The sequence below is a fragment of the Phenylobacterium sp. RIFCSPHIGHO2_01_FULL_69_31 genome, from assembly GCF_001824475.1.
Classification (GTDB): domain Bacteria; phylum Pseudomonadota; class Alphaproteobacteria; order Caulobacterales; family Caulobacteraceae; genus Phenylobacterium.
The window spans coordinates 413,268-431,561 of sequence record NZ_MHXN01000014.1 but is presented as its reverse complement, the minus strand read 5'-3'; the positions used below and the strand labels follow the sequence as shown (position 1 = coordinate 431,561).

The window sequence follows — 18,294 nt, the reverse complement described above, 5'->3', positions numbered from 1 at the left end:
GGCCGGCCGCGAAGCCGGCCGGAGTCGGGGAGGTCGTCATCGACTCAGCGCGAATTCCGCCCCGGCCACCCGGGGCTGGCTGCAGCCTGGTTTCATGGCGAGAGGGACTCCGCGGTTGAGGCCCGGCCTTATGCCCCGCTGGCCCCGCGGCCCCATGAACCCCAGGCTACGGTTTGTATCGAAGTGTATCCGGAGCGGCGCCGGCGCCGCTCAGCCCTGCCCCAGGACCGCCGGCGTGGGCGGGGGCGCCAGGGCGTCGCGGACGCCTCGGATAAGCGCCTCCGCGGTGACCGGCTTGGAGATGTGGAGATCGGCGCCGGCCGACTGGGCGGCATGGCGGTGCTCGGGCACGGCGTTCGCGCTCAGCATGATGATCGGCGTGCGGCGGCGCTCGGGGCGCTGGCGCTCCTCGTCCCGGATCGCCCGCACCGCCGCCAACCCGTCCATCACAGGCATCTGCATGTCCATGAGCACCAGGTCGAAGAGGTCCTCCCGCAGCGCCGCGACCGCATCGGCGCCGTTTTCCACGATGCTCAGGCCGACGCCCAGCGGCGCGAGGATGAGCTGCACGACCTTCTGGTTGGTGGGGTGGTCCTCGGCCAGCAGGATCCGTACGTGCGCGTCCTGCAGCGCCTCCAGCCTCTGGCCGGGAATTCGGCCCTCGGAGCGTCGGATCTCGGCGTCATAGGCGGACAGGGACCGCGCCCGGTGGAGCGGAAGGCTGACGCGGAACACGCTGCCGCGGCCGGGCTCCGACGTCGCCGCGATATCGCCGCCCATCAACTCGGCCAGGGACCGGCAGATGGCCAGGCCCAGGCCCGTGCCGCCGTATTGCCGGGTGATGGTCGCATCGGCCTGGCTGAACCGCTGGAAAAGTCGCTGCTGGGCCGCCGCGTCCATGCCCAGGCCGGTGTCGGCCACCTCAATCGTCGCCAGCGAGGGTTGCCCCCCGGCCGCGGCATCCGCCAGCGCGATGCTCAGGCCGATCTCGCCGGCCTGGGTGAACTTCACCGCATTGGACAGGAGGTTGCCGAGGATCTGCTTGATGCGGGTGCTGTCGCCGACGAACTCGCCCCGCGCCGCTTCGTCGTAGGTCACGCGGAACGCCAGGCCCTTCTCCTGCGCGCGCAGGTGGGTCAGGTCCACGACGCTGGCGAGTTCGGCGCGCAGGTCGAAGACGCGGTTCTCGATCTCGAGCCGGCCCGCCTCGATCTTGGAGATGTCGAGGATGTCCGACACCAGGCGCTCCAGCGTCATTCCCGAGTTGCGGATCAGGTCCAGCATCTCCCGCTGCTCGCCCGACAGCGGGGTGCGCGCCAGGGCGTCGACCACGCCGATCACGCCGTTCAGGGGCGTGCGGATCTCGTGGCTCATGTTGGCGAGGAAATCGCTCTTCGCGCGGTTCGCCGCCTCGGCGGCCCGCGTCGCCGCGCTGAGATCGGCTTCGAAGGCAAGACGCTCGGTCACGTCCCGCGCGGCGCCGAAGGTCAGGTCGCCCACCCGGCGGGCGCGCCACTCCAGGTGCCGGTAGCTGCCGTCGCGGTGGCGGTAGCGGTTGACGAAGCCGAGGACTTCCTCGCGCCGCATGCGCTCCATCTCGCCGAGCGTCGCGACCCGGTCGTCGGGATGGATGAAGTCCAGCATCGAGGCCCCGACCAGGGCGGCGACTGGATGACCGAGCGTGGTTTCCCACGCCTTGTTGACGCGGACGAACCGGAACGCGCTGTCCCGAATGCAGAGCATGTCGAGGGAGACCTCGAAGAAGGTGGTCAGCTCGCGCGCCGTAACCTTCTCCACCTCCAGCGCTTGGCGCGCGCGGGCCTCGCTCCGGGCCAGATTCTCCAGCGCACGCTGGCGGTCGATGGCGATCGCCGTCAGCTCCGCGGCGGCCTCGATGAAGGCGATGTCCTCGCCGTCGGGAACGGCAGGCTCGCGATGGTAGATCCCGAAGGTGCCGAGCACGCCCCCGTCGGCCCCCACGATGGGCTGGGACCAGCAGGCCCTCAGCCCCGCGGACGCAGCCAGGTCCTTGAAGTCCGTCCAGAGCGGATCGGCCTGGATGTCCTCCACGATCACGCGCTCGGCGAGGAAGGCGGCCGACCCGCACGACCCCACCCTCGGCCCGATCCCCAGGCCCTCGATCGCGGCGTTGTAGGTGGCCGGGAGGCTGGGGCCGGCCCCCAGCACGAGCCGCTGGCCGGTGTCATCCAGCAGCAGGATGCTGCAGAGGATGTCCGCCGCCTCGGCCTCCACCGACAGCACGATCGCCTCCAGCACGGCCGGCAGCGGATTGCCGGCGGCCATGAGGGTCATGGTCCTGCGGAACGCCGTGTGGGCGGATGTGAGGCTCATGGACGGTGCGGCTCCGGCGACACCGCGGTGGCTTAGACCCGCAAGGCCTGCCGATCTGCTAATCCGCCGATGCGGTGCGATGTCGCGGCCCTCCGCTTCTCGCGCGGCGGGCGCTGTGGCAATCAGGGGGCAGATCCTGTGAGGACCGCCGCCTTTGAAACCCGTCCTGCCGATCGCCGCCCTGGCCCTGTTTTCCGTAGCAGCCTGCGACAAGCCCAAGCCCCGCCAGGCGGCTGCGCCGCTGGCGGTGGCGCCTGCCGCCGCGCCGGCGACCCCCACGGCGCCCCCGGCCTCGACGGGCCTTACCCAGCGCGAGGAGATGGCGGGCTTCTCGCTGGACGCGATCAACGCGGCGCAGGACCCGGTGAACGTGCCGGCCACGATCCGCGCAGGGGTTCCCGTCGTGGTCTCGGGTTTCGGCTTCGACCCCGTGGCCAAGACGCCCGGCAAGGCCGTCGACGTCGTGATCGACGGGGTGGCCTACCCCACCGAATACGGCCATGGACGCGCGGACGTGGCCGCCTACTTCAAGGCCGAGGCCCTGGACCCCACCGGCTTCAGGGCCGCCTTGCCGGCGGTGAAGCCGGGGCCGCACACCGCCATCGTCCGCGTCGTCTCCGCCGACGGCCAGTCCTACTTCGACGGCGCCACGATCAGCTTCTACGCCAGGTGACGCCCGCGGCCGCCCGCGTGCGGCGATATTGATCGGACCGGCCTCGATCCCCACATAGGTGAGGTCCGGGCGAGCCGTGCCGATATCGGGCGGTCCGACCGGAGAGTCGCTTCCAGCGAGGACTCCGAGGATGAACCGTAGCCTGATCTTCGACAGCCCGTTCCTGCTGGGCTTCGAACACACGCGAAGCCTGATCGAGCGGGCGGCCAAGGCGGCCGCCGAGAGCTATCCCCCCTATAACGTGGAGGATCGCGGCGACGGCGCGCTTCGTATCACGCTCGCCGTGGCGGGCTTCTCGCCCGACCAGTTGAGCGTGAGCGTCGAGGATCGCCAGCTCGTGGTGGCCGGCAAGCGCGAAGGCCAGGCGCCGGGCAAGTCCGAGGATGCCTATCTCCATCGCGGCATCGCCGCCCGGGGCTTCGTGCGGAGCTTCGTTCTCGCCGATGGCATGGTGGTGGAAGGCGCGACCCTGGAGCACGGCCTGCTCCACATCGATCTGGCGCGGCCAGAGCCGGAAAAACGGGTGCAATCGATCCCGATTCGCACCGCCGGCTGAGCTTCGCGAAGTCTACCCAGATGGACCGCCGGATGAGCTGGGGTCCTGTGAAAAGAAAGGTGCGCTGAACCCGCGGCCTTTCGGAGCGTTGAGTTTCATGGAGGTGGTCATGATGACACCTGTTCTTTCGATGGAAGCGTTTGCGGCGTTGGGCGCCCCCAATCTCGTCTACGTCCGCCCGATCAAGGCGGCGGAGATCATCGCCAACACGCCCGCGGCGCAGATCCAGAGCTTCGAGCTGGATCCGGACCAGACCCTGTACGCCGTGCACCGCGCCGACGGCGAGCGCCTGGCCGTGCTGACGGACAGGGACTCCGCGATGGCGGCCGCCCTGGCTCACGAGCTGGCGCCGGTGTCGGTCCACTAGACCGCCTGCTACTCTGCGAGATTACGGAAAGGCCGGCCTCACCGCCGGCCTTTTTTGTGCGCTCAGGCCGCCGGCCTTGCCGACATGTCCTGGACCAGGAGCGCATGGATGGCGTCGGCGCTGCGGGCCTTGCGCAGCTGTTCGCGCAGGTCGGCCTGGCGCAGCAGACGCGACACGCGGGCCAGGGCGCGAAGGTGTTCGGCGCCGGCGTTCTTCGGGGCGAACAGGGCGAACAGAAGGTCGACCGGCTGGTCGTCCACGGACTCGAATTCCACCGGCTGCTCCAGGCGGACGAAAACCCCGCGCATCCGTTGCAGCCCTTCCAGGCGGGCGTGCGGCACGCCCACGCCGTGGCCGACGCCGGTCGAGCCTGCGGCCTCCCGCTCGCTCAGCGCCTCGAGGACCTCGGCGGGCTCGAGGCCGAAGTTGCGGGCCGCGATCTCGGCGATCACCGCCAGGGCCTTCTTCTTGTTGGCCGCGCTCACGCGCGTGGAGATCGCGCCGCGATCCAGCAGTTCGCCGATGTTCATGGTCTTGAAGAACTAACCCCAATCCGCGCGGAACGGCCCCGGGAAGGCCGCCCGCGTGGTCGCCAAGCAATTAGTGGGCCGAAGCCCCGTCCCCCCCGGTCCCGTTGCGGCCTTTCGTCCGCTCCGGGTCGATCCAGCCGATGTTCCCGTCGGGGCGGCGATATACCACCGAAAGTCCGCCATGCGCGGCGTTTCGGAACACGATTGTTTGAGCTTCGGTCAGGTCCAATTCCATGACCGCCATAGAAACCGTCATCGACCGCACCGGGCGCTCGGTCTCGGCGATGATCATCGGTTCGGCGAACGCCTGCCCGTCGGCCTCGGGCTGTTCCTCGTCCTCCTCATCGAGGTCGGGCGAGGCGATCACGAAGTAGGCGGCGCTTTCGGCCTGCTTGGCCACCGCCTGCCCGTGATGGTCCTTGAGCCGGTTCTTGTAGCGGCGGATGCGCTTGGACATCTTCTCCAGCGCCTGGTCGAAGGCCAGGTGGGCGTCACCGCCCACACCGTGCGTCGTCAGCTGCTGGCCAGAGGCCAGGGTGACGGCGCAATCGACCTTGAAGGCCGTGCCCTCGCGACTGACGACCACGTCGGCGCCGCCGCCCCGGTCGAAATATTTCGCGATGGAGTTTGAGAGTTCGTCGGTGACTCGCGATCGCAGAGCCTCCCCGACATCGACATGCTTGCCGGTGACTTGGACTTGCATGTGAGATCAACGCGCCTCCCGCCGGAAGGTGTCAAGTCGGGTAGATCACGGCCCAGGCGTGGAGGAACATCCTGACGATAATGTGAGCCGCCAGGGCCAGCACCGACGCGCTGGTGATGGCCAGGGCGTAGCCTAGGAGCGCGATCACGCCGTCCCGCTGGATGAGGGCGAAGGACAGCGCCGAGACCGCCATGGCCGGCAAGATGTTACCGCCGGGGATGGGCAGGATCAGCACGAACGCCAGGGCGGTGCAGACGACGCCCAGCACCCGCTCCCCGACGGCGCCGAACAGGAAGACAAGCCGTGGCTTCGACACCGCCTCGGCCTTGCGAAGCGTGGGGATCACGCGCGGCAGGCCCTTGCGCAGGTCGGCGGTGGACAGGGTCCGCTCCCGGACCTTCTGGGGCAGCCAGGGGGCGCCCGCGCCGATCACCAGCTGCGGCGCGAGCAGCAGCAGCGGCAGGCCGAAGATGGTCGTCGCCCCCGGCGGCAGGGGCAGCATGCAGGCCAAGCCGAAGACGAACAGCAGCGCGCCGATCGCCCGGCCGCCGAACTTCTCCATCAGCTCTTCGACGGAGATCCGCGGCTCGTCGTGCTCGGCGATATCCTGCAGCACCGCAGAAAGCGGCTGCTCCTTGAAGGGCAGTTCGGCCGGGTGGGTCGCTTCGGACATCGCTCAGTCCATCTGGCGCTTCACAGGCGCCACGCCAAGTGGACCAAAGCGAAATCGGCTCAGGCCGGTTCCTTAAGCATCCTGCGGCGGTCGACCGATGACGGAATGCGCATCGCTTCCCGATATTTGGCGACGGTGCGGCGCGCGATGTCGACGCCGGCCGCCTTGAGGATCTCCACGATCCGGTCGTCCGAGTGGACGTCCGATTCGCGCGCCTCGGTCTCGATCAGCTGCTTGATCTTGTGGCGCACGCTCTCGGCCGAGTGGGCCTCGCCGCCTTCCGACGAGGCGATGGCCGAGGTGAAGAAGAATTTCATCTCGAACAGGCCGCGGGGGGTGGCGATGTACTTGCTGGAGGTGACCCGGCTGACCGTGGATTCGTGCATGCCGATGGCCTCGGCGACCGTCTTGAGGTTCAGCGGCCGCAGATGCTCCACGCCATAGGCCAGGAAGGCGTCCTGCTGGCGCACGATTTCCGAACTGACCTTCAGGATGGTGCGGGCGCGTTGGTCCAGGCTCTTCATCAGCCAGTTGGCCTGGGCCAGGCAGTCCGAGACGAAGGTCTTTTCCTGATCGGTCTTCGACTGGCCCGAGACGCGGGCGTGATAGCGCTGGTCGACCAGCAGGCGCGGCAGGGTGTCGGTGTTCAACTCCACGAGCCACAGGCCCCCGGGGCCCTCGCGCACGAACACATCCGGCGCCACCGGGGTCGCCGCCTCGCCGCCCGGGAACGCCGCACCGGGCCGGGGCGTCAGGCCGCGCACCTCGGCGATCATGTCGCGCAGGTCCTCGTCGTCGACCCCGCAGATCTTCTTCAGGGCGCCGAGGTCGCGCTTGGCCAGCAGCGGCAGGTTGTCGAGCAGGGCGCCGATGGCCGGGTCGTAGCGGTTCTGATCCTTAAGCTGGATCATCAGGCATTCGCGCACGTCGCGCGCGCCGACGCCCACGGGGTCGAACCCCTGGACCACCGACAGCACCTTCTCCACTAGGGCGGGCGCGCAGCCCAGCCGCTCGGCCAGGTCCTGGGTGTCGGCGCGCAGGTAGCCCGCCTCGTCGATCGCATCGATCAGGATGCCGGCGATCACGGTCTCGGCCGGCGACAGGCCCGAGGCCGAGAGCTGCTCGTGCAGGTGTTCGGAAAGGGTCTTCTCGCGGCTCAGGGCGCCTTCGAAACCCTCGCCGTCGTGGTCGAAGCTGCCGCCGGACCCCGCGCGCGACCAGTCGATGGCGCCGCCGGCGTCGGCCACCTCCGGCGCGTCGCCGGTAGCGCGCTCGCCGGGCGAGGCCTCGTCGTGCGCAGCATCCAGGTCGGCCCGCGCCTCGGCGTCGGCCGCGTGTTCGGCTGGCGCGGCGGCCTCGTCGCTGGGGCCGTCCGGCGCTTCGTTCTCGCTCTCGTCGCGCTGGAGGAGCGGGTTGCGCTCCAGCTCGGTTTCGACGAACGCCTCGAGCTCAAGATTCGACATCTGCAGCAGCTTGATCGCCTGCTGCAGCTGGGGCGTGATGACCAGCCCCTGCCCCTGCCGAATCTCAAGTCGTGCGCTGAGCGCCAACGAACCGCCTCCTGGCCTGTTTCTTGCTTCACAAGCTAGGGCGCGTTCCCAACTGACTGGTTAACGCCGGCGGATTAAGCCGCCATGGGCGCGTGGACGCTCGACTCCAGGTCCCATTCGAACTCGGGATAAAACCGCGCCATCAGTCGGTCCACATAGGCCACGAGGTTGCCGAAACCCTCGGCCCGGCGGCGGATCTCGCCGTTGAAGAACGGGGTCAGCGTGCCGGCCAGCATGGCGAAGACCGTGGCGTCCGCGCCACACGGCTGGCGCCCGAACAGGAACGGCTTGTCGGCGAGGATGGCGGAGACCGCGGCCAGCGACCGGACCGCCAGCGCCACGACCTCCAGGTCGGTGTGCCGCCCGATGCCGACCGCCCGCACGTTGCGCCGCACCTCGTCCAGCACCGCTTCGCGCACGCCCTCGGGGGCGCCCTCGAAGAAGTTCGCCGGGCCCTTGGCGAAGTTTTCCGGGTCCAGCCAACGCTCGACGCACAGGGTCCAGCCGAAGTGGTTCTCCATCATCCGCTCGATCGCCCACGCCTGGGCCCGTTGCGCGGGGTCCAGGCCCTCGTCGAAGTCGACGCCGTAGGTGCGTTCCACATAGCCGCGGATGAAGGTGGAATCGGCGATGCGAGCGCCCTTCGCGTCGATGAAGGGCACCTGGCCCTTGGGCGACTCGTCCGGACGCGCCAGCACCTTCACGTACGGCAGCCCCGCCATCTTGAGCTGCACCTCGGTCTTGGTGACATAGGGGCTGATTTCCGGAAGCCCGAAACCCTCGCCGCAGCCGTAGAGCGTGATCATCTGCCGTCTCCCTCATTGACAGCCACACCCTGACAGCGGCTTGCTGACAGCATCCTGTCAGCAGAACGGCGAGTGAACATGCGTCGGGCGGACCGCCTGTTCCAGATCATCCAGATCCTGCGGCGTGGAACGCGGCCGATCACCGCCGACGCGATCGCCGAGGAGCTGGAGACCTCCAAGCGCACCGTCTATCGCGACATCGCCGACCTGATCGGCCAGCGGGCGCCGATCCGCGGCGAGGCGGGCGTGGGCTACATCCTGGAGGACGGGTTCGACCTGCCGCCGCTGATGCTGACGCCTGAGGAGGTGGAGGCTGCGGTCTTGGGCGCTCAGATGGTGGCCGTCCGTGGAGACCCCGCGCTGCGGCGCGCGGCCGAGGACCTGATCGCCAAGATCGGCGCCGTGATCCCGGAGAACCTGCGCCCGCTGGTGGTGGAGCCGGCGACCCGCGCCGCGCCAAGCTGGAACACCCAGCCGGACAAGATCGACATGGCGGGCGTGCGCCAGTGCATCCGCGGGGGGCGGAAGATCGTCCTGACCTATCGCGACGAGCGGGAGCGAGAGACCGAACGCACCGTCTGGCCGTTTGCCGTCGGGTATTACGAGACCAGCCGGCTGATCATGGCCTGGTGCGAGATGCGGCGCGATTTCCGCAGTTTCCGGACCGACCGCGTCTCGGCCGCCCGGTTCACGGAAGATCGCTATCCCGACCGCCCGGCATCTCTCCGGGCCCGCTGGCGCCGCCACCAGCAGGAACAGTGGCAGGCGATGCAGGCTCACAAGGCCAAGGCGGCCGCGGCCGATATGGAAGGCTAACGCGTGCTGCGGCGGTCGGTCAGCATCGGCCGGGCGCCTGCGGACGTGGCCGGGCTGCCCGTGGAGCGCGGATCGGAGAGCCCGCCGCGAGCCGCCGGCACGTACGGCGGTCCGCCGAGTTTCACGGGTCGGGTCATCGTCTTTCCTCCAGCCTGAGCTTGTCGACGCAGGCGCGCAGCAGGACCGCACGGTCCATGGGCAGATTGGGTTCGCTCAGCTCTCGGAGGGCGCCTTCGAGCGGCCAGCCGATGTGCCGCACGCCCAGCCGCCAGATTTCGGCCCGAACCTCGGCGTCGGCGACGCCGGGCCGGAAGATCATGGAGAGCAGGTTCATCAGCGCGCGCCCGGCGGTGGGGTCGTTCGGAACAGGGGCGTCGCCGCCGCCGGCTTGGCCTTTTCCTGCTTCGGCTTGCGCGTTTCCTTGTTGGATCGCTTCTGACCCTTGGCCATGTCTCTGCTCCTACGGGCGTCGCAAGATTCGGGAGACCGAAAGATCCATCCCATCCAAATTTATCTGGCCCCACATGATGTAACATGGCGCCTGTACTTCAGGTAATGCTTTTGGACGGATTAGTAAGTTCCCGTGACGATAACGTCATCGACGCCGGGGATTTGGCGATCTTTTTCGGTATTATATTGTCGCAGAAGCAAGAGATGCATATTGCGAACGCCGGGGCGCGCGCACGACTTTCATCGGATCCGGCGAACGTAGCCGTCCTCGCCAAACCGCGGCTGGAGCAAGCGACGCGATGGTAGACCTCACCGACGTGGAGCTGCGGACCCTGCAACTTCTCGCCCAGAAGAAGGCCGGCGAGGCCGTCGCCTTCGTCAACATCGCGGCGGCGCGAACGCTGAGCGACCGCGGCCTGGCCGTGCGCAGCCACGAGGGGTGGGACATCACGTCCCTTGGAACCTCCGAACTCGCCCGGCGCGCCGACCCGCCGAGCGAGACGCCGCCGCCGCGCGATCTCCTCCGGTAGGCCGGGCGCGGGCCGCCGCGGCGCTCCGTGAACGTTCGGTAAGTTGGCGCGGGCCCCGGCGGCGCCTAGCGTGGCGTCACACGTTCCGGGGGAGTTACCGACATGACCGACCTCAGCCGCCGCGCGGCCTTGATCCTGGCCGGCGCGGCCGCCGCGGCGCCGGGCCTGGCCCTCGCCGCCGATCCCGCGCTGCCGACCACCTGGGATCTCACCCGCCTTTATCCCAGCGACGCCGCCTGGGAGGCGGAGCGCCAGGCCGTCGAGGCCGAACTACCACGCCTGCTGGCGTTCAAGGGCCGGCTCGGCGAGAGCGCCGCGACCTTCCGGGCGGCGTCGGAGGCCATTTCGGCGGTGGTGAAGCGGCAGCTCCGCCTCTTCGTTTACGCCACCCTCAAGGCCGACGAAGACCTGGGCGTCGCCGCCAACCAGGAGCGGCGCCAGACCGCCAACGCCCTCAACGCCAAGGTGGGCGAGGCCACGGCCTGGGTCAGTCCGGAAGTCTTGGCCATGGGCGCCGCGAAGGTGGGAGCCTTCCTGAAGTCCGACCCTGCGCTCGCCAAGTTCCGGTTCGGCTATGAGAGCACCCTGCGCCAGGCGCCCCACACCCTGGACGATGCCGGCGAGGCGCTGCTGGCGGCCGCGTCCAACCCGCTGAACGGGCCCCAGGCGATCCGCTCGCAGCTCGTCCTGACCGACATCCCCTGGCCCGAGGTCGAGGTATCGGGCCGGAAGCTGCGCCTGGACCTGCAGGGCTATAGCCAGGCGCGCGCCGCGCCGGACCGGGCCGAGCGCAAGAAGGTGTTCGACACCTTCTTCGGGACCTTCAAGCGCTATGAGTCCAGCCTGGGCGCGGCCCTCGGCGCCAAGATCGACGGCGATGTCTTCAACGCCCGGGCGCGCAAATATCCGACCGCGCTCGCGGCCGCCGTGGACGGCCCGAACATCCCCGAGTCGGTCTACCGGACCCTGGTGGCCGAGGCGAACCGCGGCCTGCCGATCCTGCATCGCTATTTCGATGTCCGCCGCCGGATGCTGGGCCTGCCCGACATGGCCTACTACGACCTCTATCCGCCGGTGACGAAGCTGGACGCCAAGTTCGACCTGGCCGCCTCGCGGCGCATCTCGCTCGAGGCCATGAAGCCGCTGGGCCCGGAATACGCCGAGGCGTTCGCTCGGGCGACGGCCGCGCCCTGGGTTCATGTCTATCCGCAGAAGGGCAAGGCCGCCGGCGCCTACGTCTTCGGCGCCGCCTATGACGTCCATCCCTACATGCTGCTGAACCACACGGACGACTACGAGAGCCTGTCGACCTACGCCCACGAGTGGGGCCACGCCATGCACACCCTGCTGGCGCAGAAGGCCCAGCCGTTCGAACTCGCCGGCTATCCCACCTTCACCGCCGAGGTCGCCTCGACGGTGAACGAGCAGCTCCTGGTCGCCCATATGCTGAAGGGCGCCAAGACCCGGGACGAGAGGCTGTTCTACCTGGATCGCGTCTGCGAGATGATGCGCGCCACCTTCTACCGCCAGACCATGTTCGCGGAGTTCGAGCTGGCGGCGCACGAGGCGGCGGAACGCGGCGAACCGCTGTCCGGCAAGCGGCTCAGCGCCATCTACCTCGACCTCCTGAAGCGCTACCACGGGCCGAAGGTGGCGGTGGAGGACACCTATGGGATCGAGTGGGCCTATCCCTCCCACTTCTTCAACTACAACTACTACGTCTATCAGTACGCGACGTCGGTGACCGCCGCGTCGGCCTTCGCCGAGCGGATCCTCACCGGCAAGGCGGCGGAGCGCGACGCCTACCTGGCGGTGCTCAAGGCCGGCGGCTCGGACTATCCGGTGGACGTTCTGAAGCGGGCCGGCGTCGACATGACCAGCCCCGAGCCCTACCGCACCCTCTTGGGCAAGTTCTCGCGCACCCTCGACGAGATGGAGACGCTGCTGGGCTAGTCGGTCGGCGGGGCGGCCCTAGGTAAACCGGTCGCCCAGGTAGACCCGGCGCACTTCCGGGTCGTCCACGATCTCGTCCGGGCTGCCCTCGAACAGCACCTCGCCCGCGTGGATGATCGACGCGCGGTCGATGATGTCGAGCGTTTCCCGGACGTTGTGGTCCGTAATCAGGATGCCGATGCCGCGCTGCTTCAGATAGGTGATCACCTGGCGGATGTCGGCGATGGCCAGGGGGTCGATGCCGGCGAACGGCTCGTCCAGCAGCATGAAGGACGGGTCGGAGGCCAGCGCCCGCGCGATTTCCACCCGCCGGCGCTCACCGCCCGACAGGGAGACGGCGGGCGCATTCCGCAGGTGCTCGATGTGCAGCTCCTCGAGGAGCTGGGTCACGGTCTCCCGGGCCTTCTTCTGGTCGCGCTGGCGCAGTTCGACCACGGCCATGACGTTTTCCCAGACGCTCATGCCGCGGAAGATCGACGTCTCCTGCGGCAGGTAGCCCACGCCCATCCGGGCGCGCTGGTACATCGGCTGGGCGGTGATGTTCTCGCCGTCCAGATAGATCGCGCCGTAGTCGGCCGGGATCAGGCCGGTGATCATGTAGAAGGTCGTCGTCTTGCCGGCGCCGTTGGGGCCCAGCAGGCCCGCGACCTCGCCGCGGCAGAGGCGCAGCGACACGCCCTTCACCACGGCCCGGCCGCGGAACGACTTGCCGATATTGTCGACGACAAGCCCCTCGGTCGGGATCGCGCCCTTGGCCTGGACCCGTTGCGGCGCGTTCACTTGGCGGCGCTCTGCTGCTTCTTCGACGGATAGAACACGCCGCGCGGGCGGGACTTGGCGTTGGTCCCGGTGGCGTTGCCGACCATGCGGCCTTCGCCGGTGTTGGTGTTGAACACCATGCGGCTGCCCCGCAGCACGTTCTGGCCCTGCACTGCGACCACGTCGCCGGTCAGGGTGACCGTCTCGGCCGAGGCATCGTAGGTCCCGGCGTCGCCGCGGACCCGCTGGTCCTTGCTGGTCACGTAATAGACCGAGCCCTCAGCCTCGATGCGGATCAGGTCGCCGCAGGCGCCCGTGCCGGTGGCCGACGAGGCGCCGGGCGTGGTTTCGAAGAAGGCGCGGATCACGTCGGCGCGCAGGCGGGCCTGGCCCTGAAGCGCCTCGGCCTTGCCCTTCCACACCGAGACGCAGGCCTTGTTCTGCACCTCGAGTTCGTCGGCGGTGATGTCCATGGGGCCGTCGGCGCCCGGGCCGAGGCTCTGGGCATGCGCCGCGCCGGCGGCCAGCAAGGCCGCGGCCAGGACGGAGCTTTTGACGAGAGACTTCATGACTGCCCTTGCGCTCGCCGCTACTTCTTCTTGGTTTCCAGGCGGGTGCGGACGCCGCCCTTGAAGACCATGCGCTCGCCCTTGCCGTATACGCCATAGGACTCTGCGCGGATTTCTCCAAGGCCACCAGCGCCCTGAATGGGGCCTGAACCGACGACCTCGCCGGTCTTGGTGTCGAAGAGTGAGGCGGCGGTCTCGAAGGCGTTCTTAGAGTCGGCCATGCGCACGCCGTTCGAAAGCTCGAGCTTGCCGTTCTGCTCGTGGAAGATGCCGTCGGCGCCGTTGATCCGCATCTCGTCCGGACCGCCTTCGTCCAGGACCAGGGCCGGCTTCTTCAGGATCACGCGCTGGTAGTCGAGCCGGTCGCGGATCGCCGAATCGGCGGTGAGCACGAACGACCGGCCCTTGTCGTCGCGGCCGATGAAGCGCGGGTTCATGAGGCGGATCGGTTCGTCGCCGGCCGGGGTGGATCGCGGCTGGGCGTTGAAGGTCGACCAGGCGACGCTGCCGATCAGGCCCAGGAAGATGAAGGCGATGAGGGCCGGCAGCAGGATCCGCAGCGTGCGGACCAGGCGCGAACGCCGCCGCCACCGCTCGAAGTCGGCGCGCCGCGGTTCGGCGAAGGGCTCGGACAGGGGGGCGCCGGCGGCGGTCATCGCGCTTATCTAGGTATGCGCGAAGATATCGGCATCCTCCCAGCCGGCCACGTCCAGCAGGGCGCGGTGCGGGAGGAATTCGAAACAGGCGCGGGCCAGGTGGTCGCGCCGCTCGCGAACCAGCATCTCGTCGAGGCGGGCGCGCAGGGCGTGCAGGTGCAGGACGTCGGAGGCCGCATAGGCGACCTGGTCATCCGACAGCTTGTCGGCGCCCCAGTCCGAGCTCTGCTGGGCCTTGGAGATGTCGACGCCGATCAGTTCCTTCGTCACGTCCTTGAGGCCGTGGCGGTCGGTGTAGGTGCGGGCGATCTTCGAGGCGATCTTGGTGCAGTAGACGGGGGCGGTCACGACCCCCAGATGCAGCCAGAACATGGCGATATCGAAGCGGCCGAAGTGGAAGATCTTCGTCACCGCCGGGTCGGTCAGCAGCCGCTTGAGGTTCGGCGCGTCGTAGGTCGCCCGGTCCAGCTTGACCACGTGGGCGTCGCCATTGCCGTCGGAAAGCTGCACCACGCAGAGGGGATCGCGGCCCAGCCGCAGGCCCATGGTCTCGGAATCGACCGCCACCGCCGACGCGTTCGCCAGCGCATCGGCCGGCAGGTCGCCATCATGCACGAATGTGGTCACGCGATTCCAAACTCCGACGTCGAACCCCCGGTTTATCTTAGGGGTGGTGCCCAGGAAAGGACTCGAACCTTCACGGCCGTTAAGCCACTGGCACCTGAAGCCAGCGCGTCTACCAATTCCGCCACCTGGGCCCCGTCCGTCGGATCGGGAGGCGGCTACATATGGCGCCGCCCCAGGCAGGTCAACGGGCCAATCTCGCGGCGCATTGCGAGGCGTCGCCGCATCGCCTAAACCGCACCCGTCTTCAGAGCCACAGGAGCGGCCGCGCCGCCATGCAGAACCTCGTCACCGTCTTTGGCGGCTCCGGCTTCGTCGGGACCCAGGCCGTGCGTTACCTGGCCAAGGCCGGCTGGCGGGTGCGGGTCGCCGTGCGCAACCCGAACCTGGCCTACAAGATGCGGCTGCTGGGCGACGTGGGTCAGATCGATGTGGTGCAGGCCAACCTGCGCAACGGCCCGTCGATCGAGCGCGCGCTGGAAGGCGCGACGGCCTCGCTGAACCTCGTCGGCGTCGGCTACGAGGCCGGCCGCCAGGGCTTCCAGGCGGTCCACGTCATGGGCGCCCGCAATGTGGCCGAGGCCGCGCGCGCCATGGGCCTGAGCCGCATCGTGCAGATGTCGGCCCTGGGCGCCGATGCGGAGTCGCCGTCCAAATACCTGCGCACCAAGGCTGAGGGCGAGGCGGCGGTCCGCGAGATCTATCCTGACGCCGTCGTGGCGCGGCCCTCGATCGTGTTCGGCACGGGCGACGGCTTCTTCAACAAGTTTGCGGGCATGGCGCAGATCAGCCCGGTGCTGCCGCTGATCGGCGGCGGCCAGACCCGCTTCCAGCCGGTTTTCGTCGGCGACCTGGGCCAGGCCCTGGCGCACATGGTCGTCACCGACGCCGCGGCGGGCCAGACGTATGAGCTCGGCGGGCCCTCGGTCTTCACGTTCAAGGAGCTGATGGAGCGGATTCTGGCCGAGACGGGCCAGCGCCGCCTCCTGCTGCCGATCCCGTTCCCCGTCGCCGCCCTGCTGGGCAAGGTGGGCGATGTGATGTCGGCGGTCGTTCCGCCGCCGGTCACCTCGGACCAGGTCGACGCGCTGCGGTCCGACAATGTGGTCAGCGGCCGCTATCCCGGCCTTGCCGAACTGGGCCTGTCACCGACCAGCCTGGAAGCCATCCTGCCCACCTACCTCTACGCCTACCGCAAGGGCGGGCAGTACGCCGACCAGGACGCCCGCGAGATGGAAGCCGGCCGCGCCTGAGCCGGCTCAGGTCAGCGTCAGCAGGGCCAGGCCGACCCCGCCGATGGCGATCCGCAGCCAGCCGAAGGGCGCCAGGCCGCGGCTGGTGACCACCGCCAGCATGGTGCGGATCACCACGAGGGCGACCACGAACGCCACCACGAAGCCGATGGCGATCAGCGGCATGGTGTCGGCCGTCAGCTGATCGCGGCTTTCCCAGGCGTCCAGCACGAAGGCGCCCAGCATGGTCGGGATCGCCAGGAAGAAGGTGAACTCGGCGGCAGCTCGCTTCTCGACGCCGAAGAGCATCCCGCCGACGATCGTCGCGCCCGACCGCGACACCCCGGGCACCATGGCCAGGACCTGGAACAGGCCGATGATCAGCGCCTTGACCAGCGGAAGCTTGAAGGCGTCATGGGCCACCGGCTGCGGCGCCATGCGGTCGACGAAGAGCAGAACGATCCCGCCTACGATCAGCGAGACACACTGGACCACCGGGCTGTCGAACAGCACCGCCTTGATGAAGTCGTGGAACAGCAGGCCGAGCACGATCGAAGGGATGAAGGCGACGATGACGCTCAGGGCGAACTTCCGCGCCTCGGGGTCGGTGGGCAAGCTGATCACCTGTTTCCAGAGCTTGCCGAAGTAGAGGGCGACCACGGCCAGGATGGCGCCCAGCTGGATCATCACCGCGAAGGTGTCCCAGAAGCCGCTGGGCAGGCCCATGGCCTGTTTGGCGAGGAGCATCATGCCCGTGGAGGAAACCGGGATGAACTCCGTCAGGCCCTCGATGACCCCGAGGATGACGGCATAGACCCAGTCCGGCAGCACGGCGGCACTCCATTGAAATGAACAGGGATGGGGTGCGGCGACTATGGTGAACATCTAGTTCATCTCAAAATTGGACTAATATCGCGCTGAGCGAAGGACGAATGGTCACAGCGGCGTCATCCGCCGTGCCTAATTGTCCGAAAATTGGACCACAGGCTTTTCGCGCAAGATTTTGCCCTCTAGATGGCCGCTGGACGGGAGAGGGCGCAGTTTCATGGCCGAGCGCATGCTGAAGTTCACGGTGACGCCGCGGGCGACGCCCGAAAAGCGGGCGGCCGAGGCGCGCGCCGGCGATTTCCACGAGATCTACCGCGACTTCATCGACGCCAAGGCGGCGGAGCAGGCCTCGCGCTGCTCGCAGTGCGGCGTGCCGTTCTGTCAGACCCACTGCCCGCTGCACAACAACATCCCCGACTGGCTGCGGATGACCGCCGAGGGCCGGCTGGAAGAGGCCTATGCCCTCAGCCAGGCGACCAATTCGATGCCGGAGATCTGCGGCCGCATCTGCCCGCAGGACCGCTTGTGCGAGGGCAACTGCGTCATCGAGCAGTCGGGCCACGGCACGGTCACCATCGGCTCGGTCGAGCGCTACCTGTCGGACAAGGCCTGGGAGATGGGCTGGGTGCGGCCGCTCGTGGCGGGCCCCGAGCGCGGCCAGTCGGTGGGGATCGTCGGCGCGGGCCCCGCGGGCCTGGCGGCGGCCGAGCGCCTGCGCGAGCTGGGCTATGCGGTCACCGTCTACGACCGCCACGACCGGCCGGGCGGCCTGCTGGTCTACGGCATCCCCGGCTTCAAGCTGGAGAAGGACGTGGTCGAACGCCGCACGCGCCGGCTGGCCGAGGGCGGCGTCGACTATGTGCTGGGCTTCGAAGTCGGACGGGACGCGAGCCTGGAGCAGCTGCGCGAGCGGCACGACAGCGTGCTGATCGCCACGGGGGTGTATGCGGCGCGCGACATGACCGTTCCGGGCTCCGGGTCGGCGGGCGTGGTGGCTGCGCTCGACTACCTGATCGCCTCCAACCGTAAAGGCATGGGCGACGCGGTCCCCGCGTTCGACAGCGGCGAACTGAACGCCACGGGCAAGGCCGTGGTGGTGGTCGGCGGCGGCGACACGGCGATGGATTGCGTGCGCACGGCGATCCGCCAGGGCGCGACCTCGGTCACCTGCCTCTATCGCCGGGACCGCGCCAACATGCCGGGCTCCGACCGCGAGGTGGCGAACGCCGAGGAGGAGGGCGTCGTCTTCGAATGGCTGGCCGCGCCGAAGGCCGTCAGCGGCGACGCCCTGAAGGCCGCGGGCCTGGTGGCCGCGCGCATGCGCCTGGGGCCGCCCGACGCCTCGGGCCGGCAAGCGCCGGAAGAGGTCGAGGGCGGCGATTTCGACCTGCGCGCCGACCTGGTGATCAAGGCCCTTGGCTTCGATCCCGAGGACCTGCCGACGGCCTTCGACGTCCCCGACCTGGCCACGACGCGCTGGGGCACGGTGAAGACCGACATGCGCAGCATGATGACCTCGATCCCCGGCGTCTTCGCCGCGGGCGACATCGTGCGCGGCGCCAGCCTGGTGGTCTGGGCGATCCGCGACGGACGCGACGCCGCCGAGGCCATCCACCGCTACCTGACGGCGCACGCCCGCGCCGACGCCCTCTTGCCCGCCGAGTGAC

At 69.0% G+C, this 18,294-nt stretch carries 22 protein-coding genes and 1 tRNA gene; 8 read left to right on the top strand and 15 right to left on the bottom strand.

Annotation, left to right across the window (positions count from 1 at the left end):
• Positions 1-210: 210 nt before the first annotated feature.
• A complete protein-coding gene (locus A2790_RS11370) occupies positions 211-2,352 on the bottom strand; it encodes an ATP-binding protein (RefSeq protein ID WP_293391378.1) in 2,142 nt (713 codons plus the stop codon).
• Between the two features lie 154 nt (positions 2,353-2,506).
• Here A2790_RS11370 and A2790_RS11365 point away from each other — a divergent pair, with 154 nt between their 5' ends.
• The 3 genes from A2790_RS11365 (at position 2,507) to A2790_RS11355 (ending at position 3,948) form a co-directional block, all read left to right on the top strand.
• Positions 2,507-3,025, top strand: coding sequence for a hypothetical protein (locus A2790_RS11365; protein ID WP_293391376.1), 519 nt, complete (start codon positions 2,507-2,509; stop codon positions 3,023-3,025).
• A 130-nt stretch (positions 3,026-3,155) separates the two neighbouring features.
• Complete coding sequence (locus tag A2790_RS11360; protein WP_293391374.1) at positions 3,156-3,581, top strand: Hsp20 family protein; 426 nt, start codon at positions 3,156-3,158, stop codon at positions 3,579-3,581.
• A 97-nt stretch (positions 3,582-3,678) separates the two neighbouring features.
• Positions 3,679-3,948, top strand: a complete 270-nt coding sequence (locus A2790_RS11355; protein WP_293391372.1) for a DUF1150 domain-containing protein — start codon at positions 3,679-3,681, stop codon at positions 3,946-3,948.
• A gap of 62 nt (positions 3,949-4,010) precedes the next feature.
• On the opposite strand, the gene ptsN is transcribed toward A2790_RS11355, so the two are convergent.
• The 5 genes from ptsN to A2790_RS11330 form a co-directional block, all read right to left on the bottom strand.
• Positions 4,011-4,478 carry a PTS IIA-like nitrogen regulatory protein PtsN gene (ptsN, locus tag A2790_RS11350; RefSeq protein WP_293391370.1) on the bottom strand — a complete coding sequence of 156 codons (468 nt, stop codon included), beginning with the start codon at positions 4,476-4,478 and terminating at the stop codon, positions 4,011-4,013.
• A 70-nt stretch (positions 4,479-4,548) separates the two neighbouring features.
• On the bottom strand, positions 4,549-5,181 hold the full coding sequence (gene raiA, locus A2790_RS11345; RefSeq protein ID WP_293391368.1) for a ribosome-associated translation inhibitor RaiA: 633 nt from the start codon (positions 5,179-5,181) through the stop codon (positions 4,549-4,551).
• Positions 5,182-5,212: 31 nt separating this feature from the next.
• Positions 5,213-5,854, bottom strand: coding sequence for an exopolysaccharide biosynthesis protein (locus tag A2790_RS11340; RefSeq protein WP_293391364.1), 642 nt, complete (start codon positions 5,852-5,854; stop codon positions 5,213-5,215).
• Between the two features lie 59 nt (positions 5,855-5,913).
• Positions 5,914-7,404 carry an RNA polymerase factor sigma-54 gene (rpoN, locus tag A2790_RS11335; RefSeq protein ID WP_293391362.1) on the bottom strand — a complete coding sequence of 497 codons (1,491 nt, stop codon included), beginning with the start codon at positions 7,402-7,404 and terminating at the stop codon, positions 5,914-5,916.
• Between the two features lie 74 nt (positions 7,405-7,478).
• Positions 7,479-8,210 carry a glutathione S-transferase family protein gene (locus tag A2790_RS11330; RefSeq protein WP_293391360.1) on the bottom strand — a complete coding sequence of 244 codons (732 nt, stop codon included), beginning with the start codon at positions 8,208-8,210 and terminating at the stop codon, positions 7,479-7,481.
• Between the two features lie 78 nt (positions 8,211-8,288).
• Here A2790_RS11330 and A2790_RS11325 point away from each other — a divergent pair, with 78 nt between their 5' ends.
• Positions 8,289-9,026 (top strand): YafY family protein, encoded by a 738-nt coding sequence (locus A2790_RS11325; RefSeq protein ID WP_293391357.1) that lies wholly within the window; start codon positions 8,289-8,291, stop codon positions 9,024-9,026.
• On the opposite strand, the gene A2790_RS11320 is transcribed toward A2790_RS11325, so the two are convergent.
• Genes A2790_RS11320 through A2790_RS11310 form a run of 3 tightly spaced genes read right to left on the bottom strand, consistent with a single transcriptional unit; the run spans position 9,023 to position 9,476 of the window.
• The gene (locus A2790_RS11320; RefSeq protein ID WP_293391355.1) at positions 9,023-9,163 is read right to left on the bottom strand and encodes a hypothetical protein; all 141 of its coding nucleotides are present in this window, start codon (positions 9,161-9,163) and stop codon (positions 9,023-9,025) included. The genes A2790_RS11325 and A2790_RS11320 overlap by 4 nt on opposite strands.
• Positions 9,160-9,360 carry a hypothetical protein gene (locus A2790_RS11315; protein WP_293391352.1) on the bottom strand — a complete coding sequence of 67 codons (201 nt, stop codon included), beginning with the start codon at positions 9,358-9,360 and terminating at the stop codon, positions 9,160-9,162. Before A2790_RS11315 ends, A2790_RS11320 begins: the two co-directional genes overlap by 4 nt.
• On the bottom strand, positions 9,360-9,476 hold the full coding sequence (locus tag A2790_RS11310) for a hypothetical protein (RefSeq protein WP_231733331.1): 117 nt from the start codon (positions 9,474-9,476) through the stop codon (positions 9,360-9,362). Before A2790_RS11310 ends, A2790_RS11315 begins: the two co-directional genes overlap by 1 nt.
• A 299-nt stretch (positions 9,477-9,775) precedes the next feature.
• On the opposite strand from A2790_RS11310, the gene A2790_RS11305 reads away from it, so the two are divergent.
• Positions 9,776-10,006 carry a hypothetical protein gene (locus tag A2790_RS11305; protein WP_293391347.1) on the top strand — a complete coding sequence of 77 codons (231 nt, stop codon included), beginning with the start codon at positions 9,776-9,778 and terminating at the stop codon, positions 10,004-10,006.
• A 102-nt stretch (positions 10,007-10,108) separates the two neighbouring features.
• Positions 10,109-11,959, top strand: coding sequence for a M3 family oligoendopeptidase (locus A2790_RS11300; protein WP_293391344.1), 1,851 nt, complete (start codon positions 10,109-10,111; stop codon positions 11,957-11,959).
• Between the two features lie 18 nt (positions 11,960-11,977).
• Here A2790_RS11300 and lptB read toward each other — a convergent pair whose 3' ends face one another.
• The 5 genes from lptB to A2790_RS11275 form a co-directional block, all read right to left on the bottom strand.
• Positions 11,978-12,703 carry an LPS export ABC transporter ATP-binding protein gene (gene lptB / locus A2790_RS11295; RefSeq protein WP_293391457.1) on the bottom strand — a complete coding sequence of 242 codons (726 nt, stop codon included), beginning with the start codon at positions 12,701-12,703 and terminating at the stop codon, positions 11,978-11,980.
• Positions 12,704-12,735: 32 nt separating this feature from the next.
• On the bottom strand, positions 12,736-13,287 hold the full coding sequence (locus tag A2790_RS11290) for an LptA/OstA family protein (RefSeq protein WP_293391341.1): 552 nt from the start codon (positions 13,285-13,287) through the stop codon (positions 12,736-12,738).
• Between the two features lie 20 nt (positions 13,288-13,307).
• Entirely contained in the window at positions 13,308-13,943 is a 636-nt protein-coding gene (lptC, locus tag A2790_RS11285) for an LPS export ABC transporter periplasmic protein LptC (RefSeq protein WP_293391338.1), read from the bottom strand.
• A gap of 9 nt (positions 13,944-13,952) precedes the next feature.
• Positions 13,953-14,570: a ribonuclease D gene (locus tag A2790_RS11280; protein WP_293391335.1), complete on the bottom strand. Its 618-nt coding sequence runs from the start codon at positions 14,568-14,570 to the stop codon at positions 13,953-13,955.
• A gap of 44 nt (positions 14,571-14,614) precedes the next feature.
• Positions 14,615-14,701, bottom strand: a tRNA-Leu gene (locus A2790_RS11275).
• A 141-nt stretch (positions 14,702-14,842) separates the two neighbouring features.
• Between A2790_RS11275 and A2790_RS11270 the strand changes: the two genes are divergently transcribed.
• Complete coding sequence (locus A2790_RS11270; protein ID WP_293391332.1) at positions 14,843-15,820, top strand: complex I NDUFA9 subunit family protein; 978 nt, start codon at positions 14,843-14,845, stop codon at positions 15,818-15,820.
• Between the two features lie 6 nt (positions 15,821-15,826).
• Here the strand turns inward: A2790_RS11270 and A2790_RS11265 are convergent, their stop codons facing one another.
• Positions 15,827-16,627 carry an undecaprenyl-diphosphate phosphatase gene (locus A2790_RS11265; RefSeq protein ID WP_293391454.1) on the bottom strand — a complete coding sequence of 267 codons (801 nt, stop codon included), beginning with the start codon at positions 16,625-16,627 and terminating at the stop codon, positions 15,827-15,829.
• Positions 16,628-16,844: 217 nt separating this feature from the next.
• On the opposite strand from A2790_RS11265, the gene A2790_RS11260 reads away from it, so the two are divergent.
• A complete protein-coding gene (locus A2790_RS11260; protein WP_293391331.1) occupies positions 16,845-18,293 on the top strand; it encodes an NAD(P)-dependent oxidoreductase in 1,449 nt (482 codons plus the stop codon).
• Position 18,294: the final 1 nt, after the last annotated feature.

Excerpts from the sequence above, each read along its gene's own strand:
- A2790_RS11370 (WP_293391378.1), bottom strand. The coding sequence starts at position 2,352 with ATGAGCCTCACATCCGCCCACACGGCGTTCCGCAGGACCATGACCCTC.
- A2790_RS11360 (WP_293391374.1), top strand. The coding sequence starts at position 3,156 with ATGAACCGTAGCCTGATCTTCGACAGCCCGTTCCTGCTGGGCTTCGAA.
- A2790_RS11355 (WP_293391372.1), top strand. The coding sequence starts at position 3,679 with ATGGAGGTGGTCATGATGACACCTGTTCTTTCGATGGAAGCGTTTGCG.
- ptsN (WP_293391370.1), bottom strand. The coding sequence starts at position 4,478 with ATGAACATCGGCGAACTGCTGGATCGCGGCGCGATCTCCACGCGCGTG.
- raiA (WP_293391368.1), bottom strand. The coding sequence starts at position 5,181 with ATGCAAGTCCAAGTCACCGGCAAGCATGTCGATGTCGGGGAGGCTCTG.
- A2790_RS11340 (WP_293391364.1), bottom strand. The coding sequence starts at position 5,854 with ATGTCCGAAGCGACCCACCCGGCCGAACTGCCCTTCAAGGAGCAGCCG.
- A2790_RS11330 (WP_293391360.1), bottom strand. The coding sequence starts at position 8,210 with ATGATCACGCTCTACGGCTGCGGCGAGGGTTTCGGGCTTCCGGAAATC.
- A2790_RS11325 (WP_293391357.1), top strand. The coding sequence starts at position 8,289 with ATGCGTCGGGCGGACCGCCTGTTCCAGATCATCCAGATCCTGCGGCGT.
- A2790_RS11320 (WP_293391355.1), bottom strand. The coding sequence starts at position 9,163 with ATGACCCGACCCGTGAAACTCGGCGGACCGCCGTACGTGCCGGCGGCT.
- A2790_RS11315 (WP_293391352.1), bottom strand. The coding sequence starts at position 9,360 with ATGAACCTGCTCTCCATGATCTTCCGGCCCGGCGTCGCCGACGCCGAG.
- A2790_RS11310 (WP_231733331.1), bottom strand. The coding sequence starts at position 9,476 with ATGGCCAAGGGTCAGAAGCGATCCAACAAGGAAACGCGCAAGCCGAAG.
- A2790_RS11305 (WP_293391347.1), top strand. The coding sequence starts at position 9,776 with ATGGTAGACCTCACCGACGTGGAGCTGCGGACCCTGCAACTTCTCGCC.
- A2790_RS11300 (WP_293391344.1), top strand. The coding sequence starts at position 10,109 with ATGACCGACCTCAGCCGCCGCGCGGCCTTGATCCTGGCCGGCGCGGCC.
- A2790_RS11290 (WP_293391341.1), bottom strand. The coding sequence starts at position 13,287 with ATGAAGTCTCTCGTCAAAAGCTCCGTCCTGGCCGCGGCCTTGCTGGCC.
- lptC (WP_293391338.1), bottom strand. The coding sequence starts at position 13,943 with ATGACCGCCGCCGGCGCCCCCCTGTCCGAGCCCTTCGCCGAACCGCGG.
- A2790_RS11270 (WP_293391332.1), top strand. The coding sequence starts at position 14,843 with ATGCAGAACCTCGTCACCGTCTTTGGCGGCTCCGGCTTCGTCGGGACC.
- A2790_RS11260 (WP_293391331.1), top strand. The coding sequence starts at position 16,845 with ATGGCCGAGCGCATGCTGAAGTTCACGGTGACGCCGCGGGCGACGCCC.